A 19,032-nucleotide genomic window follows, 5' to 3' on the forward strand; every position below is an offset into this window, starting at 1 on the left:
ATTGTTAGTTGTACTTCTTTTGTCTAAACCATCTAGAGTTCAAAGATAAACTTACATTGAAGTTTATAAAGTTCTCTTGGATTAAATTATTGTTAGTTGTTCCTCGTTTTCCGATTTCTACACCTAGGTTTAAATTTGAAAAAGGATCACGAGATCGTTGACCAACTGGTAATCCTAAACCAAAAGATATGCCAAACTCTTTTATCGATTCATTTTTCACCACTAGACCTGTATTAGCAAAGTTAACTCCAGCTCTATACACAACGCGCTTGAAGTAACCTGTAAATGCATCAAAATCAGGTATAAAAAACCCTCCTAATGAAAACTGAGAAGCGTTTTCAAAAGAAGAAACATCATTACTATAAAATGGGTTAGAAAAATTACTTGTATTCTGAAAGGTATACTCTGCACCAACAAACCAAGATTTAGGCATACCAACACCAGTACCTAGAGACCAACGTGAAGGTAACGTTAAATCTGTACTCTTTAAATTTTGACTATCGAGATCTACTTCTACTGTATTTAAAACAGTTTCTGTACCTGTAGTTGTAACTTCTATAGTAGAAATTGCACGACCGTTGTCTGATTTTAATTTACTTTCTGGCGCAAAGGTTGCTGTAGCAGAAAGCTCTAGCTTTTCAGATATTTTAGTCTTATAAGCCAATCCAAAATTAACATTCAAACCACTTAAATCCGACCTACTATCTTCTCTTGTTTGTAATTCTACCAAGTCGCCTTCTGGTGTGTAAGCAAACTCAATAGCTGAGTTTCTAATGTTACCAAAATTGTAATTAAAATCTACACCAGCGCTTAACTTATTAGAAATTTGATAACCCAAACCTGCAAAAACTCTATTAACTCCTCCTTCACCTCTAAAGCGATTAATAAGATCGTTATCTCCATTAATATCATCTAACTTATAACCTACAGATGTGTATGGCAACAACCCAAAACCAAAACCAAACTTACCAATTGGCACTGACAATGCTATATAATCAAACGTTGAGCTATTACCATCCGCTTCTCCAGAATTTCCTTTTAGTGTAACGTTAGATGTTGTTCCGGCAACCGAAAATTTTACTGGTCTACTTTCTCCATCATAAGGATAAGCATCTACATTTTTCCCTACATAAGAAGCAGGATTCCTTAGATTAAGGTGAATACTATCTAAATATACACCTATACCACCCATACTGCGATTCTCTACTGTACCTTTAAACTTAAGGCTACCTATGCCGTAAAACGAATATGGCGATGCTGTACCTTGCTGAGCAAAAACACTAGAACTTATAATTGCAATACAAATTACAATGAGTCTCTTTATCATTATTTTGAATTAAAATCTAGAATGTAATTCAAACCTTCTAGTAGAAAATTTGAATTCGCAAATATGCTATTTTTTAATTGGTTTGACAAAAAATTGGCGTCACCACCTGTTAAAATAACTGTTAAATCTTGGTGTTCAGCCTTATATTGATCTATAACACCATCTATTTCCTTAACCACTCCCATAATTACACCTGAATGTATAGAAGATTCTGTAGAACCACCAATGATACTTTTTGGCTGTTTCTTTTCTAATAACGGAAGGTTTGCTGTTAAATTATGAAGCGCATGATAGCGAAGCCTAATTCCTGGCGAAATGGCTCCTCCTAAATATTCATTTTCAGTAGTAACAAAATCATAGGTTATGCATGTACCTGCATCTATAATTAAGGCATTACTTTCAGGAAACTGGCTTACAGAAGCACTAACCAAAGCTATACGATCTACACCTAAAGTTTTTGGTGTTTCATAAAGATTCTTAAAAGGTAACTCTAAGTCATGACTCAATACCAAGACCTCTAATTCCTCTTCAACAATTTCTATTTGCTTTTTTGAGAGTTTACCAACAGAAGAAATCACTGCTTTTTTTAGTTTTGGAAATTCTTTTTTAATTTTTTTGAATTCTTTTTTAAAACCAGAAAGTTCAAAACTTTTTTTACCCACAAGACTATCCTCCTGAAAAACAGCAAATTTCACAAAGGTATTTCCTACATCTACGATTAGATTCATACATTTTTTATCTGAAGCAAATTTATAAAATCAAATTTTACAAATTTCTTTTTGGTAAAACTAAAAATGCATTTATATTTGCATCCGCTTAATTAAGCAACTGGTGCCTTAGCTCAGTTGGTAGAGCAAAGGACTGAAAATCCTTGTGTCCCTGGTTCGATTCCTGGAGGCACCACCAAAAAACCCTTATAAACCTTGTGTTTGTAAGGGTTTTTAAATTTAGTGTGCTGATATGTGTGCTAATAAAAAACCGCTACATTTGATGTAACGGTTTTACTTAATGTGTATTTAAAAAAATCAAATCTATGACGCCGTACCAGAGCCTAAATACACACTATTTGACACTTGACTACCATCAGCAGTAATAAACGCCATAAACAGCTCTACTGTATCTCCTGCATAAGCATCTGGAATTGTAACAACTTCAGAACCTACAGTTCTATCTGAACCATCAAGAATTGAAATTGATTCTTTTTTACTAGGATTGTAAACTATCAACATCGCTTTATCTGTTGCATTAGCATTTCCTCCTGTTGAGTTATCGTCCCAACCAAAAGATACTTGACCTGCTACAGTTAAATCTGTTGTACCATTCAGCACACCTGCTAAATTACCTCTACTTAATAAAGCTAAAGAATAATCGATTGTAAAGTTAGGTGCGATACCACCTACTGCATTATTTAACACATAAGACATTGCAGCATTAAACTCGGTCTTACCAACCGCATAAGATTTATAACCTTTTTTAATAAAGGCTAAATTCGGTTGAAGAAACTCCAACGTTGCTGAAAATTTATTACGCTGATTGACCTGACCTTCTGTACGTGGATTAGCTACACTTACAGGCTTCGCTCTGATATAATCAATGTTCTTCCATCTTCCACCTACTATGGTTCCTACTTTACCAGAGAAACCTCCTAAAATACCTTGGGCAATTTTTCCCATCTTTATAAAAATTTTAAATTAATACTTATTCGGACTTGATACGGACTTGATACAGACTTAAAAACTACAATTAATATACGGTTATTTAATAAAATAAAATGAGTTAAAATGCCAACATACAATAGATTACATCTTAATACATTAATTTACCATTGACTACTTACGACTTAAATTAAACAGAGTGTTTGTAAATGATAATTTAAGATTTTCAAGCTTAATTATTGTTTGCTTAAGTTCTTGCTGCTTTTTATTAATACCTGATACTATTTCAATACTCTTTTTGAACTCAAAATCAGTATTTTCAATTAACCTCAAACCATTTTTAAGCGTATTTCTGCAATCATCTACAGATATGAACTGAATAACACTACCCTTTAAATAATAAGCGTAAAAACCGCCTATTTGTAACATCATAGACAAGTGAAAAAGTGTGTTTTTCTCTGTTTCAGTTTTTGTGATTACTACAAAACAGTTAGGACAAGGATTTGAAAGTGGTTTTCCGCTGTTAAGTCCTTTGTTAAGGATAAAAAAATGAGGGTTCGAGTAGGTTCTTCCGATTTGGTGGGTTTTCATTTCAAAATAAGACATAGCTATCCAATTAAAAGTTCGCTACGCTCACACATATTTTTTTTGAAAATGAAAAAGAAAAAAATTAAAAAAAGAAAGCCAACCGCTTTGTGGCGTGGGTAAGGCTGTCAAGCTTTTTTTTAAAAAGTTTTTGAAAAATTTTATTGAAAATGAAATTGCACTAATTTAAGCCTAAAGTTGTTTTGTAGTAGTAATAAAAAGTTTTTTAAAAAACCGTAGGCTTGAGCTTTATAGCCTTAAAGCGTGGGCAGTAGGAAGCCACATATATTTGCTGTCTTTTATTAATTTAATGTTATACCTGCCAATATTACTATTATAACAAGCATAATGATTGTGAAAAGTTTAGTACCAAAAGAATCATCACCTTCAGGATTTTCGATTTTATTACCGTTTTCATCTATGTCGTGAGGAAAGAATAAATCAAATAAGTCTACAATCATTTGTTTCATACTATAAATATAACTTTTCTGGGGAATTAACACTTAAAAAATAGGTTTTAGCACCCTATTTAGCGATGGATGAAGCGTTTGTATAGGTAGCGTTTTAAATAGTTGTTTGATAAAACAGCATTTAAATAAGCTACTTATACAGGACTTTTAGACAATAACTTATTGTTTTTTTGAGGTACGATAAAAAGTAATGTGCTATGGCGTAGTACTACACTTTATAAACCTATTTTTTATAACCGCTAACTTGGGTGGTGGGGAAAAGTGGATGTATTAATAACTATAACCAATCTTTTGGTTTAGTTAAAGTTTTACCGTTAGTTAAATTAATTGTTGAGCTAAATTGGTTAGCGATAAGCGTTTTTCTACCTATTGTAAAATAACCTTTTGCTACACGGCGTACATCATCATTTGCTCGATTTGGTGGAAATGCTACAAAAACTCTCTTTTTCTGAAAAGATGAATGTACTGCATTTATAGGTGGAACTAAATCACTATCTCCAGAAATTAACATTGCAGCATCATATCTATCTTCCATTGCGTGTTTAATTAAATCAACAGATATATTTACATCTGTCATTTTTTCTTCGTAGGTAAACCAAGTTGATTCGCAAGAGCGACAGTGTTTTTTCTTTTTTTTGTAATGACCTAGTGTAATTGTAACGCCAGAATTTTTTAATGCATCTACATAAGAAACTTGACGTTTAACTTTTGCATCGTTGTTTGAGATCATTGCAGTGTAATATCTAACCTCTTCAAGTATTTGGTTAGATTTTAAAAGACTTTTGGATAGTGAATATAAGTCTAGCCACTTGGTATTTTTATATTTTGAGGTCATCCCAAAATAAAGGTTAAAACCATCTACGTAGACAATAACCCTTTCTTTTTTAACATTTTTTTTAAATACTTTCAAATTATTATTGTAAATTTGCACTATAAAACATCACCAAGGATAGTATCCTTGGCCCGACGCATCAGAAATGATGCGTTTCTTTTTTTAGCGGTTATACTTCTAGGCTAAAATACAATCTTTCAATGAATTAAATAGCAAAAGGACAACACAATTGTTACTATTCACATTTGTTAACGAAATGAAACAAACAAAGACTTGAGGTAAGGAATACTTGGACTTAACGATGGTTTTGTGCAGCTTGAATGAGATAACGAATATTATTATCAATTAACGTAATCATTTAAATGTACAAATGTTTAATGTTTGTACAAAATGTGGTTCAATGTTCGGAATTGCGCGTTGGAATAGCGGATATTTTACATAATACCAGTTATAGCTACAAAATGCATTAACACTGCGATAGCAAACCTTTGAAAAGTGCCGTTTGCTACTATAACTTGTATTATGTAAACATAGCTTTGGGTAGTTTTTGGTATAAGCGTAGGCAACAGCTTTTTACTTTTTTATTGTACCTATTTATTAAAATATAAAAGTTAAATAAAACAAGTAATGTGCTGTGTGAGGGTTGGCAGACAAAAACTACAATCGCGTTGGCGAGCGGAACAAAATAAAAGACAGAGGGTTTTGAGGTACGAAAAAACTGGGTTTTGTTTTGTGGGGAATTATAGTTGTTGACCTTCCATATCGGGTTCTTCTTCAACACCATTAAACCTATCAAATACCCGGTAATCAAATTTAGATACAAGAACAATATCAGATTTAGGAATCAGAATACCCATTTTTTCATCAATTAAGCTTTCTTGGTCATTATTAATAAAATGTGTAAGTACAGATATATAATCTGTTGTTATTTCAAATACTTGAGTTTCTTTATTTCTATATCCACTGAAATTAGGAATAACAGTAATATGAGCATTCCCAATAGGTTCTGAAATACGATTAACATATCCAACATATACTTTATTGCTTTTAGTGGTAATCATCATTAATTTATCAGCATCATCTTCATTCTTTAGTGATGACCAAAACAGTTTTTCATATTCATCACCCCATTTATTTACAACATAGTTTAGCATCCACCTATCACTTATGATCAAGTTTAAAAATTTGGCCAATGGATAGGATAACAAAAAGATAAGTATTGATTGATTTAGACCATCATATTCTAATAAAATCAACTTGCCTAAAAATTCTCTGAAATTTAATAAGCAATTACTTTTTAAAATATATGTATCAATAAACAAACCTATAATCGATAAAAAAAAGGCAAGAATTGAAGAGTTAAAAATCAACCTTTGCCTTTCTATTCTTTGATGATAGAACTTTGTTAACTTAAATGTAATTAGGAAAATATAACCACCTAATAATGGTAAAAGGATTAAATCAAATTTAGGCATTTACCTTTGCTTTAATTTCAGGCTTTGCAGTATTTGTTTTGTAGTTTTCAAGTGCTTTAGCCAATTTTTCAAGTAAAGAAAGTGATTCCTTTTTGTTGTTAAATATATCAGAACTACGCATATAGAAAGCACCATTAGAAGTCACTCTAATTTTAGAATAATCTGTCTTATTTTTTCTTATTGTTACTTTTCTAGAACTCATAGTAAATTGGTATATGATATACTTAAATATACAAAATTTGTACCAAATATATCATTTTTTTTCAATTAAAAGGTATTAAGCTAATTGTACAACAGGGTTTTATAATTGATATGAACAACTATAATTTAACACCAACTACTTCAAACTTATCAAGATTTTGAGAAATTTCAATTACTTCATCTTTAGTACTTGACAATACAATTTTCTTTATTGTTTCATCAAACATACCTACTTTTCTTGTTTCTTCTATTAGATTAAATGATTTTATAGACATTCCTTTTTTCTTATAACCGCTATCTTCAATTTGTGGGTGAAATGATAAAATGATTTGATTTTTTAATTCTTCTGTAGATGGTAATGATGAATCAAATAGCAACCACTTATTTTTAAATTCTTCACCTAAAGAATCGTTTTTAACCATTGTTGCAAAAACAGTATCTGGATATTTTGATTTATCTACTTTTAGCCATTTTAATACTTTAGGTGATTTGTGTTGAATGAAATTAGAATAGGCTTGTTTTGCTTCGTATGCTGGTACGTATTCAATAAACTTTAATTCTTCAGGTACTTCTTCATCGACAATTACTTCTGATTTTGTTTGAAGTTGCTTAAAGTATTCTTCTGCTTCAATTCTGAAATCATCGAATGATTTAGTAAAGTCTTTTAACTTTTTCATTTGAACTTCAAAAACAACCATACCAACATAACTGTCTACTTTACCAATACCTTCAACATTATTTAATTCAAGTAACAGTCTATTCTTTTTCACATTAGAGAACGCTTCACCTTTAATTTCTATAACATATATTATTTTATTATAGAAAAATATGAAGTCTGGAAAATACTTATGTGTACCGTATTTGAAATGAATATTTCTTTCGTTACGTAACCAAAAAGGTTCTTTTTTGTCTGGTTCTTGTTCTATAAGATAATTAACATAATCTGCTAATTGCTTTTCTGGATAGGAATCAAATTTATCATAATCATAAATTGAGTTTTCATATCCATAGAAATAGTAACCATTTTTTATAAGTGCTATTAACTCGTCTTTATCTTGAATAGCTCTTGAGTTGTTTTGTTTATCCTTTGTACGAATTTTAATTTTTTCAGTTTTAAACTCATTTTGTAACCACCAAGAATTAGACTCTGAATCTAAAGTATCAAAATCAAGCTCGAAATATTCATTTTCAACATAATGAATATAGAAATAGGTAAAATAATCTTTAAATCTATTATGTGCTAATTTTTCATCTACCTCATCCAAATTATAATAGTATAAACCTATATCATTTAACAGCTTACCATACTCTTGAAAAATTTTATAAGTTTTTGGAATGTCTGGTATAGGTTTTAAATCTTTTAAAACCCTACCGTAAACTTCTTTCATATCTTTTTCAGATATTTCTAATTTTTCATAATTCCAATCTTGATCTTCACCCAGCTTATGAAATGTATCTGCATCAGTAAATAAATCAACTTCTGTAAAGAAACTGTTTGGGGTGTACTTTAGAAAGCTTTTTTTGGATTCTTCAAAATCTCTATTAAAAGAATTTGAGGTTAAAAAATCAGTAGTAATTTTATCATAATTAGTAATAACCTCTTGAATATTTGCACCTTCTTTTCTCTTAAAATCAATAGTGATTTTTGGTATTTGAATGCCCTTTAATTTTTCTTCTTTTACTGGGTTTTCAATTACTTCTTCTGCACCTCTTTCCATAGCAAAAGTTTTATCGTTAAGACCAAACTCTTGTTGAATTTGCATAACGACCTCTTCAAAAGAAGCACCCTTATCACAAACTATATGTAACTTCTCTGTATGTGTTAAAAGGTCGTTATCCTCCACCTCATCATATTCTCTTTGCAGTTTATTTAATCTAACACCTCTACCAACTATTTGTTTTACAGATGTTTTAAATTCAGAAGGTGTATCATTAATAATTACCATAGAGTAAATATTAGGCATATCAATACCTTCATTTAGCATATCTATAAATATTACTATTTCAACATCATTTTTCTGAATATCATCAAATTGTTTATGTACAAGCTTATCTGCTTTAGAATGTAATAATATTGAAGTTTTAGCAACCCTTTCAATCTCTTTCTGTAATAGATTAATGTCTGATTTAAAATCATCTTGAAACATTTCTAAAATTAGATTAGTTGTTTCAGTATCTTCTACTTTGGCTTTTTCAAGAATGATTTCTAATGATTCAGTATCTGATGCTAATTCATTTTTTATGTAATCTTCAACCTTTTCTGAAAATGCAATTTCATTTTTAACTTTTACAAAACCTATTGGTTTTAAATCTCTACATTTTACATCACTATTTATTGCCTTCTTCTTAACAAGATGAACTAAAAAGAATGTTTGAAGTTTATACTTTTCTATATCTGAAAGTGATGTTTTTTTTCCTTTTGATGGTTTATCATCTCCTGGTAATGCTAATACTCTTACTTTTTTACCATACTTATCTTCTAAAAACCTTTTAATATCATATTTGTAAACGATTGTTTGGTTTTTCTTTTTCTCATTTCGTTCTTTCTCAACTGCTGTTGCTGTATATTCAATTACCGCTAATGGATGAAAGGCATTAATTACTTGTTTAGCTTTTCTACTTTGAGCGTGGTGTGCTTCATCTGATATAATTGCTAAATCATTTTGTGCTAAATAATCTAATAGACTAATTGTATTACCATCTTTATCTTTCCACTCTGAACCTTCCCATTCTTTTTTAGTTTGTGTAGCATTAGTCCCAAACTTATCAATGTTAAATATGAAAATATTTGCATCTGTGTCAGTTGCAAAAAGGTCTTTTGTGTCTTTATAATTATCACCTGTAATTAAATTGAATTTAAAAGGTACTTCATCATCCCATACTGTTTCTGCTGTACCTTTTGTAAAATTCTTTATCGTCTTTTTATATATTTCTGTTGAGGATGGTGTTATTATTAAAAAATTCTTGACGTTATGATACTTATTAAGATAATAAGTTGTTGCCCCCATTAACATAGTTTTACCAGAACCGGTTGCCATTTCAAAACCAATAAATGGTGCTAACTTACCTGTTTCTTTATCTACTTTTTCTAATAATGGTTTTATATGCAAATATCCATTTTGACGTAATAGATTCTTTCTTACATTTTCAGGTGACCTACAAACATCTAAAGCTTGTGTGTAAATAGCGTGTAATGTATATATTGCTTCCTTTTGGTAATATCTAAAAGGATATTTAGTTACGCCTTGTGCAATGTTTTTAAGAAATACAACATCATCTGAAACATTACCAAATAAATCTCCTGCATCTGGATCTACACGATTTTGAATTTCTTGTAATTTTTTTTGAAGTACCTTTTGGTACTCTTGATAGTATGGTTTTATAGTAGGCATAGTTTATCTTTCTAATTCTGAAAAAATAGCGTTAGGTACTTTTATGATGTCTAAATCTTCTGGAATAGTATCTTGAGCCAAGTCTATACCTTTATTGGTATAAATAACTAATGATTGAAAATCTTCTTGATTTTTAAGAGTATTGTATATTGTTTTTACATCCTCATTAGAAATCACAGCTTCTTTATCATTTGGTGACATAAGGGTTGCGATACCATACACACTTTTACCTGATGAGCCGATTAGTTTACCCACTGTAGGTTGGTTTTGTTTATCTGGAAATATTTGAGCAGGAAATACGTTAATATCTTGCACTACAAAATCATAAGAAAGCAATAAAGATTCTTGAATAAACTGTTTACCTAATTGCCAATTAAACTCACCCTTGCCAGTTTCTTTATCTACATTAATAATAGATTCTCCTAAATGATAATATTTAAAAGAACCACCACCTTGCCAATTTACGCTTTCTGTAATGCCAATTTTATCAGTACCGTTAATTACACCTTTCATTCTTGAAATAATGTGAGTGTCTGCGTGGTTACCAATTTCTACACCTATCCATTTTCTATTCATTTTGTGAGCAACCGCGAAAGTAGTACCGCTACCACCAAAACAATCAAACACTAAATCTCCTTCATTAGTTGCTAAATGAATTATTCTTTGCATTAATTTTTCTGGTTTTGGTGTATCAAAAACATCATCTTCATTAAGCTCTTTAACTTCCTTTTTAGCATCTTGATTATGACCAACCTCACCATAAAGCCATATTGTTAATGGTGTAATACCTGATTTAACATCCTTTAAAAAACGTTTTAGCCTTGGAACACCGTCACCATTTTTTCCAAACCATAACCTATTATCGTCCAAGAGTTCTTTATACTTATATTCTGGCACACGCCAACTTGTACCTGCTGGTGGATTACAAACCCTACCACTGGGTGTAGTAATTGTATAAACACCTGATTTTTGCACATCTTTTCTTAATAAGTCACCTGAAGTCCATTTACCTCTTGGGTCATCATCTAAATTTTTATATCTACTATCCATTTCATCGGTACGAGGAAGTAAATTAGGTCTCCAATTTTCTTTATCTTTAGCATACACTAAAATATGGTCGTGCATATCTGAAAACCATTTTGCATCATTTTGAGGTGAAAATTTTTTCTGCCAAATTATGTTAGAAACAAAATTATCTCTACCAAATACATCATCGCAAAGCACTTTCAAATAATGGCTTTCATCATCATCAATAGTTATCCAAATACTACCATCTTCGCTTAATAATTGTTTTAAAACATTTAACCTATCACGCATTAATGTTAACCATTCAGAATGCATAAGATTGTCATCGTATTGTTCAAAAGCAGAACCTGTATTATAAGGTGGGTCTATGAAAATACATTTGATTTTTTCATTATCTGGTAATTTATCAAAATGCTTTTTCAAAGTATTAAGCACTAAAAGATTATCTCCTTTAATTAGCATATTATCGGTGTCCAAAACATCCTCTTCTTTTTCTACCTCTTTGATTGAAAAACCTTTTTCTTGTTCAACAGCTTTAAACCCCTTTTGAAACACTAAAGGTCTTGCCTCCTTAACGCGAATGTCGTCACGATTTACCCAATATGGCGTATTGCCTTTTCCATCATCCTTATTTAAGTCATAGAATAATGCTTCATCTTTATTTATCCAATTGATAAGAGGTGCTGGAATATCTGATTCTGATTTAATGCTTGATTCATCAAGATTAACAATTGCTTTTTGTTTGTTAAACCAATCAAGTGTTAATGAGCCTTTATATTTTTTTGCCATTTTATTATGCTTTTATACCTGAACATAATTGCCTCTGCCAACACGTATTGCAAGTTGTGGGTGGGCAAGATTTCTGTAATTTATTATCTCGTATATCATTAGCAGAAGTAATGATACGCTCTTTTATTTCGTCAATTTTTGAGTTATCTAAACGCTGTGTATGTTTAGAGTTTTTGTCTTCATCTAAATTAAATATCTGAAGTCTATCTGCTGTTTTACCTGTTAATTCTTTGTAACCAAGCGCATACATAGATAATTGCTCCATTGTAATATCCTGGTCTTGTGATTCTTTTTTACTTTTAAAATCAATTATGGTGGTACTTTCATTACCATCTAAATCAATTTTCTTAATTAAATCCATTCTACCATTAACCATAATGCCATCACCTAAATCAATTTGAATTTCTTGTTCAGCATATTCAATATTGTCAAATTCTTTATGGTTTTCTTCCAAGTATGCTGTAGCAACATTATTAGTTGTTTGCTTAATATTTTCTAACACAATATTAGTAGCATAAGGAATGTGTACGTGGCTTTCTACTAATTCATCAATATTGATGTTAGCTACATCTTCACCATTTAAATGTCTACGATGCATTTCCATTAGTACATTATGAATTGAATTACCATATCCCATACGTTCAGTAATAGGTGATACAAAACCATATAAACTAATTAGTTTAAAACGATAAGGGCAATCAAAGAATGCTTTTAATACAGAAAAGTTTAATTGAATTGCACCAGCTTCTTTTTTAGGTGTTGGTGTTAGATTCTCTAAATGTGAATAATTTGGATTTTTATCTGAAATGATATATTCTGAATTACTAATTTCTTTTGCAAAAGGTGACTCTTTTTGATACAGTCTATTCTCTTTACTACGTGTAATGAAAAGGTACTTTTGCGAACGGGTTATAGCCACATAAAATAAACGTCTTTCAGCTTCTTCACTAACTTCTAATCTATGTTGGTCTTTAATCCATTCTCTTTCTATAAAGTGCCAAATTTGTTTACCTCCTGGTCTTTTAATTGGTAAATAATTTTTATTTAAACCAGGAATAAAAACAATAGGAAACTCCAATCCTTTTGATTGGTATACAGTCATTATCTGAACTGCATTTGGTGTCTTGTAACTATTGTTTAACCAACCTTCTGGATAATATCCATCTGCAGAATAGTTTAAAAAATTCAAAAACCCTTTTAATTTATATATAGGCTTGTCTTTAAAATGAATTGTAGCATAATCATTGATAATTTGAGAAAACATACCCAAATTGTAATATATAACTTCGTTAATATCATTACCGACAACTCCTTGATGTTCTTCATCTGCAAAAACCTCTTCTGATAATTTTGCTTTTTCAATAAACATCCAAAATATTTCCTGAATATTAAACGTACTGAAGTACATTTTAGGATTAGGTTTCTTTTTACTTATAGCTTCAATTGCAGCATCTAAATCTTCACTTTTAATATTTTTTGAAACAGCTTCCCAATATGCTTTTAGTGTATCTTCTTCAATATCATTATTTAGATATTGATATATAGCTTTAGATGCTTTAATTTCAGGTCTTTCAAAAAGATTATTTACACCGCTTACTACAAAAGGAATATTGTGTTCTGCCAACATTTCCATTATAGAAGTTGCCTTTTTCCAAGTTCTTAATAATATTGCACAATCAGAATAGTCTAAACCTCTTTTTGCACCGCCATTTCTATCTTGAAATTCTTTACCTCTTAATTTTTGAATAGTTTCTGCTATAAATTGATTTTCACTTTCAACATTTTCATATTGATTATAAATAATATCACCATCTCTAAAACGTTGATGACCTTTAGCATTCATTATTTTAGGTAAGCGTTTTGTGTTATTAGTAATACATTTTAGAGCAGAGTCGATAATACCTTTGGAAGACCTAAAGTTATCTTCTAATTTGATATAAGAAACATCTTTGTAACGTTCTTTAAAATGTTGAATATATTTTACATCTGATAAACGCCATTCATATAGTGTTTGGTCATCATCACCAACTACGCATATATTACAATTTGATTTAGATAACTGTTCAATTAAGTTTTCTTGGACTGGGTTCACATCCTGATATTCATCAACTACCAAATATTTAAGATTACCTAATATATTATCTTGAAAGGCTTTATTAGATTTAAGGTTCTTTATAACCTCTGTCATAATCATTGTAAAGTCAAAATAGGAATGATTATGTAAAGTTTCTTCGTAACTCTTAACCGCATCTTTCCATTCTTCAGGTAACTCAACACCTTCATTTAATTCTGCTTCTCTAAACAAAGACATAATAGCAAGAAAACGACCTGTATCTTTATACCTATCCATCCCTACAGAAGCCATTCCTATAAAATTATAGTACTTATCTACAAATAGCTTTTGTTTAATATCATCTAATATGGAATACCTTTGATACTTGAATATGTTATCCTGGATTGCTTGTAAACACCAAGAGTGAATAGTGCCAATATACATATCAGCAAGACCTTTGATATCACCCAGTTGTTCCCTACATAATTTTAAAACTCTTGTTTTAAGTTCTGCAGCAGCTTTTTCTGTATAAGTAAAAGCAATAATATTTATAGGTTCAACATCTTCTTGTTTTAAGATTTCTACTAACCTTTGACTAATAACTTGTGTTTTACCTGCACCTGCACAAGCAATGATTTGTAGGTTATCTTTGATAGTATTTATAGCAGAATGTTGCTCTTTGGTATATTGCATTTAGTTGATTGATTCAATTTTTAGAAAAACATAAAAATATAAATATATATTGGTTAAATAATAAGGTTTTCCTCATAATCTAATTAGCGTTTATCAAAACACTATAGGTATCATATTATTACTCTTTTTTTTATATTACTTATTGATATATATATAATGTTATTCTTGTATTATATATCTACTTATAATGTTTCTATTTTTTTCCTTCTTTTAAAGTATAATTCGGTGTAAATCTTATCAATTTGCTGAATATAGTAGTCTTCATTTAAAAATACTATATTTTGACTTTCGTCTCGGTACTGATTCCCTTTTTTGGCTGCATAAACTTGATTTTTTTGAAGTTTAAAGTATTGCTTTTTCACCTCAATAAGACCCTGCTCTTCTGCTGCTTGTTTTAACCTTACCGCTTTATTAATTGTGATTCCGAAAAAATTACGAATACTTAATACAGAAACTTCTGCATATTTTTTAATATCACAGGAAAACGCTGTAGACTTATCGGCGCTTCTACTTTTTAGCACGTTGCTACCGCGTTTAAAATATTTCCTGCAATATGTTTTATAGGGTTGTGTATATATAATTGCACCTAATGTTGCTCTTATATGAAATATATCTTTAGCTGTAAATGGAAAAGCTTTTCTTGACACCCAATTGTAATGTTTTCTTATTTTATCTAATGAAGACAACCTATAGAATTGATAATCTTCATCATAAATTAACCATTGTAATTCTTTAAGCTTATTGAAATTAGATTTTACCGTTTTTGTTGTTTTGTATAGCGTAATACTTGCGCAGTCAATATCGCAAGAATTCCAACTTATTTTACCCGATGGATAGTACAATTTTAGATAAACAAACAACCTAAAAAGGTTTTCTTTATTGTTTTGCACTACCCAATTACACATTTGTAAAGGGATATTAACTTTTGGTGAGCTTATTATTTTTTTTTACTCGGATAGTAATTCGCATCAATTACATTATAAATATCTGAAAGCTTATAAAAAATCTTTGATTTTACTTGTAAGTAAGGCAAAATTCCATCGGTACGCCAAGTACTAGCCGTTTTGGCGGTAATTTTAAATAATTGCATTATATCGGCATTATCTAAAATTGTGTACTCTGGCGATTGTATATTATTAATTTTCTGTTGCTTTATTAAATAATCTAACCTGTCATTTATCTTTTTAAGACTATCGTTTATTGGGTGTTTGAATGTAGACATAATTAATTATTTTTTAGAGTTAATACTAATTAATGCTTCGTCTAATTCGGTGCGTTTATACCTGATTAGGTTTCCTAATCGATACGGTTTTAAAACGCCTTTTTTATTCCAATCTGATAAGGTTACTAAAGATACTTTTAGAATTTTTGCAGCTTCTTTTCGAGTGATGTATTCAGCAGGTTTTACAGGTTGAAAATGTTGAACTAAAGTTTTTAGCTCTGTTCTTACATCGTTTAAAATGTTTTCTTTTAATTCGTTTGGCGTGATACCAAACACTTGTGTTACTTTACTTTGTTCCATCGTATTGTGATTTATTATTTGATGGTGTAAAATTAAGTAAGGTGCACTTTGATAAACGTACCAGAAGGTACTCGAACGGTTCTAGCTTACTATATTTCTGTGAGGTATGTTAAAACCGTTTTGCTCAAACTTCCTCATAGGTTCTTGTCCTTTTTCTGAATCCGTATTAAGATATTTAGATAATGTATTTTCTGTTGTATCAATATCAAAAGTTTGCTTAACCAGTTTAGCAAATTGAGTATAGTTAACATCTCCGTTTTGTCTTAATGGTGCTTCTATATATCCTAAATCTGTTAAGGAAGAAATAATAAATCCTAATTGAGATGGTTTACCTAACCACTTTAATTTTGATATTGGTTCTAATAATTCTTCTTCCATTAGATTAATATTTGTATTAGATTTTTTTGATTTTGACTCTATAAATTCCGTGATTTTTTTAACCTCTAGCATACTAGCGTAACAATAGAAGTCAATTTGAATACATAGCAAATTATGTTGTTCTTGATGCGTTGCATGGTAGATTCCTTGATAATAGGTATTTAATACTTCATTCAATTCTTTATTTTTAAAGTTTGGGAACTCATTTAAATCAACATCATATTTTTTAATATACTGGTCAAGAAAGTTTTCAGGAATACTAGCATAAGGCGTTTTAGTCACTTTATCTAACACATAACTTAAGTAATCTTCTTTCTTATCTTTATCTAGAATTAAAAGATTTTCTGTAATTTCGGATTCTAAATAAGGTCTATAATGCGTGAGGCCGTAATCGTATAATTGCATAAATGATGTTTCTCTAACTGCTCTTTCATTGCTTATTTCTTTACAAAAAACATTTAGGTATTCGTCTTTAAAAGGTTTTGTTTTTGCAATCGGTATTTGTGCCTGATTTTGAGGTTTAACTTTAGGGATTTTAAACCTTAAAAATTCTATAAGCTCATTAGCGTACATACAACAGAAATAATTTAAGAAATCCATTTGCACTAAAAAAGCTTTGTCTTTTTCTTTAGAAAAGGGCTCCATATCGTTATAATGTCTATCTAAAACTGTAAAAATTGGTTCTTTATGGTCTTCTTCTTCTAAAATGGCATCTATGGAAATATTATATTCTTTAAGCCATTTATTTATATAATTAATACCAACATCTTTTACATAGTACTGCTTTTCAATTTCATTGATTAGAAACTCTAAAAAAACATCTTGATTTTCAGTTCTATTCATTAGTTCTTTTAAGACCTGTGACTTTATATCAGCTATGTAAGTTTGAAATTGTTTTGCAACACCAAAAGCCGTAGAAGTTCTTAAAATATCTTCATCACTTAATAACTCACAAAATTTATTGAATGAATAACTATCTAACATTAATATTAATTATCAATTAGGATTAAACGTTAAAAAAACCGCCCTTAACAATATGAGATGCTCTCTCTTGATTTTTGATTCTAATATACTTATAAAATTCTTTTTCAGTAGTATGACCAGAAAACAACATAATATCAAACACGCTCATTCCTGCTTTATATTTGTTAGTACAGAAACTTCTTCTAGCAGTATGGGATTTGATTAAGTCGTATTTTGGAATCATTTCCGTATTAAGCTTTCCGCCTTTGGTGTACTCACATTTAATTAACTCATCCCATTCTAACATTTGACCAACCTGCTTGATATTTTCGTTTAAATCTTGTTCCTGAATCTTTTTAGGTGGTTTTCCGTTATACCTCTTATTCATTATAGATTTCATTTCCTTGGTAATAGGACAATGTACTACCCTACCGTACTTACGGTTTTTCTTCTGCTTAATTTCAAAAAACTGCACACCATCTATGGTAATAATATCTTCTTCTTTTAATCCGTTGTAATCGCTTATACGTTGACCTGTGTAGCATCCCATTAAAAAAACGTCTCTTGCGTGTTCTAACTCTGGATATTTGGATAGGTCTTTTTCAAACATTTGATGTATTTCTTCTTCAGTTAGATAAATTTCAGTTGTAATTTCCTTTTTAACTTTGAAGTCGTTACTCCTAAATTTTTGATTAGCTGAATAGCCTTCTGAAATTGCATAATTTAAAAACGTTTTTAGTGTTTTTATATGTTTTCCTATAGTATTTAATGAGTAATCATTAGCCTCCATAAACTTTACAAACTTATTATAGAAACTCATATCAATTGATTGAAATATCAATCTCGTTTTATAATACTTCTCATATTCTCGTAATCGTTTTTGAGTTTGCTTATATGAACGTAACGTTATGTTTGAAATTTGCCCATCTTTTAAGTCAATAAATTGCTGAATAACCTCGAAGAAGGTTAAGTTCTTATTCAATTCTACGTTAGGTTTTATTTTTTTAGTAAAAACGTCCAAATGATACTTTAAAACATCTTTAGAGACCTCTCCTTGCTCTTTAGTTAGTTCTGAATACGTTTTATTGATAAACTTTTCTAAACCGCTCAAAAAGTCGTTTACTTCGTCTTTGTTTGAAATTGAAGCTTTATTTTTTACTCTTTGCTTTTTAAAATCCCAATCATCATAACAACTTTTATATCCAGTTGAGTACCTAAAACGTGTAGTTCCGTATGCAAAGTTCAAAATAATTAAACTCTGCTTTTGTTTTGAATTTTGTAATTTAGTATTCGATTCCCTAAATGCAAAACGAGCTGTACCTTTAGAACGTGAAATAGTAGTCATAACATTGATTTGTTTGACTTAAAGATACAAAATTGTGTGCTTTTTTGTGTGCTTTTTAAGGTTTATTTTTTTAGAATTTACTTAATTAAATTATAACAAAAAACACTCTAAAACCCTCATTTTAAAGGATTTTAAAGATATTTTGAAAAGAAATGAAATGTTTTAAGAAAGAATACATAAGTACTGGAGGCACCACCATCAAAAGCCCGATTCATTTGAATCGGGTTTTTTGGTTTTACAGCATACTCTCCACACCAACAAAACATTTAACCTAAACAACCTCCAATCATCTTCACATAAAAAAACTAAATTTCAGTTATTTAAGA

At 30.0% G+C, this 19,032-nt stretch carries 16 protein-coding genes and 1 tRNA gene; 1 reads left to right on the plus strand and 16 read right to left on the minus strand.

Translation table 11 applies throughout. The features are described from left to right. Nucleotides 1–4: 4 nt before the first annotated feature. Both bamG and P7122_RS02995 read right to left on the minus strand, forming a co-directional pair. Nucleotides 5–1,327 carry a BamG family beta-barrel-assembly machinery protein gene (gene bamG, locus P7122_RS02990; RefSeq protein ID WP_278004286.1) on the minus strand — a complete coding sequence of 441 codons (1,323 nt, stop codon included), beginning with the start codon at nt 1,325–1,327 and terminating at the stop codon, nt 5–7. Beyond that, nucleotides 1,327–2,055 (minus strand): type III pantothenate kinase, encoded by a 729-nt coding sequence (locus tag P7122_RS02995; protein ID WP_278004287.1) that lies wholly within the window; start codon nt 2,053–2,055, stop codon nt 1,327–1,329. The genes bamG and P7122_RS02995 overlap by 1 nt, the downstream gene beginning before the upstream one ends. A 102-nt stretch (nt 2,056–2,157) precedes the next feature. On the opposite strand from P7122_RS02995, the gene P7122_RS03000 reads away from it, so the two are divergent. Further along, a tRNA-Phe gene (locus P7122_RS03000) sits at nt 2,158–2,233 on the plus strand. 125 nt (nt 2,234–2,358) lie between these two features. On the opposite strand, the gene P7122_RS03005 is transcribed toward P7122_RS03000, so the two are convergent. The 14 genes from P7122_RS03005 to P7122_RS03070 form a co-directional block, all read right to left on the minus strand. Beyond that, the gene (locus P7122_RS03005; RefSeq protein WP_092205667.1) at nt 2,359–3,000 is read right to left on the minus strand and encodes a DUF6266 family protein; all 642 of its coding nucleotides are present in this window, start codon (nt 2,998–3,000) and stop codon (nt 2,359–2,361) included. Between the two features lie 156 nt (nt 3,001–3,156). Continuing rightward, nucleotides 3,157–3,588, minus strand: a complete 432-nt coding sequence (locus P7122_RS03010) for a DUF6943 family protein (RefSeq protein ID WP_278004288.1) — start codon at nt 3,586–3,588, stop codon at nt 3,157–3,159. A 281-nt stretch (nt 3,589–3,869) separates the two neighbouring features. After that, complete coding sequence (locus P7122_RS03015; protein ID WP_278004289.1) at nt 3,870–4,037, minus strand: hypothetical protein; 168 nt, start codon at nt 4,035–4,037, stop codon at nt 3,870–3,872. A 277-nt stretch (nt 4,038–4,314) separates the two neighbouring features. Continuing rightward, nucleotides 4,315–4,947, minus strand: a complete 633-nt coding sequence (locus tag P7122_RS03020) for an NYN domain-containing protein (protein WP_278004290.1) — start codon at nt 4,945–4,947, stop codon at nt 4,315–4,317. A gap of 662 nt (nt 4,948–5,609) precedes the next feature. Beyond that, a complete protein-coding gene (locus P7122_RS03025) occupies nt 5,610–6,344 on the minus strand; it encodes a hypothetical protein (protein WP_278004291.1) in 735 nt (244 codons plus the stop codon). Further along, the gene (locus P7122_RS03030) at nt 6,337–6,546 is read right to left on the minus strand and encodes a hypothetical protein (protein ID WP_278004292.1); all 210 of its coding nucleotides are present in this window, start codon (nt 6,544–6,546) and stop codon (nt 6,337–6,339) included. Before P7122_RS03030 ends, P7122_RS03025 begins: the two co-directional genes overlap by 8 nt. Nucleotides 6,547–6,664: 118 nt before the next feature. After that, nucleotides 6,665–9,937 (minus strand): DEAD/DEAH box helicase family protein, encoded by a 3,273-nt coding sequence (locus tag P7122_RS03035; protein WP_278004293.1) that lies wholly within the window; start codon nt 9,935–9,937, stop codon nt 6,665–6,667. 3 nt (nt 9,938–9,940) lie between these two features. Next, entirely contained in the window at nt 9,941–11,752 is a 1,812-nt protein-coding gene (locus tag P7122_RS03040; RefSeq protein ID WP_278004294.1) for a site-specific DNA-methyltransferase, read from the minus strand. A gap of 4 nt (nt 11,753–11,756) precedes the next feature. After that, nucleotides 11,757–14,498, minus strand: coding sequence for an ATP-dependent helicase (locus tag P7122_RS03045; RefSeq protein WP_278004295.1), 2,742 nt, complete (start codon nt 14,496–14,498; stop codon nt 11,757–11,759). A 182-nt stretch (nt 14,499–14,680) separates the two neighbouring features. Then, on the minus strand, nt 14,681–15,340 hold the full coding sequence (locus P7122_RS03050) for a hypothetical protein (RefSeq protein WP_278004296.1): 660 nt from the start codon (nt 15,338–15,340) through the stop codon (nt 14,681–14,683). Between the two features lie 95 nt (nt 15,341–15,435). Then, the gene (locus P7122_RS03055) at nt 15,436–15,720 is read right to left on the minus strand and encodes a helix-turn-helix domain-containing protein (protein ID WP_278004297.1); all 285 of its coding nucleotides are present in this window, start codon (nt 15,718–15,720) and stop codon (nt 15,436–15,438) included. 6 nt (nt 15,721–15,726) lie between these two features. After that, nucleotides 15,727–16,020, minus strand: a complete 294-nt coding sequence (locus P7122_RS03060) for a helix-turn-helix domain-containing protein (protein ID WP_092205680.1) — start codon at nt 16,018–16,020, stop codon at nt 15,727–15,729. An 81-nt stretch (nt 16,021–16,101) separates the two neighbouring features. Beyond that, nucleotides 16,102–17,382, minus strand: coding sequence for a hypothetical protein (locus P7122_RS03065; RefSeq protein WP_278004298.1), 1,281 nt, complete (start codon nt 17,380–17,382; stop codon nt 16,102–16,104). 22 nt (nt 17,383–17,404) lie between these two features. Then, the gene (locus tag P7122_RS03070; RefSeq protein ID WP_278004299.1) at nt 17,405–18,706 is read right to left on the minus strand and encodes a tyrosine-type recombinase/integrase; all 1,302 of its coding nucleotides are present in this window, start codon (nt 18,704–18,706) and stop codon (nt 17,405–17,407) included. Nucleotides 18,707–19,032 lie beyond the last annotated feature (326 nt).

It is taken from the genome of Winogradskyella marincola, from assembly GCF_029624125.1.
GTDB classification, from domain to species: Bacteria; Bacteroidota; Bacteroidia; order Flavobacteriales; family Flavobacteriaceae; genus Winogradskyella; species Winogradskyella marincola.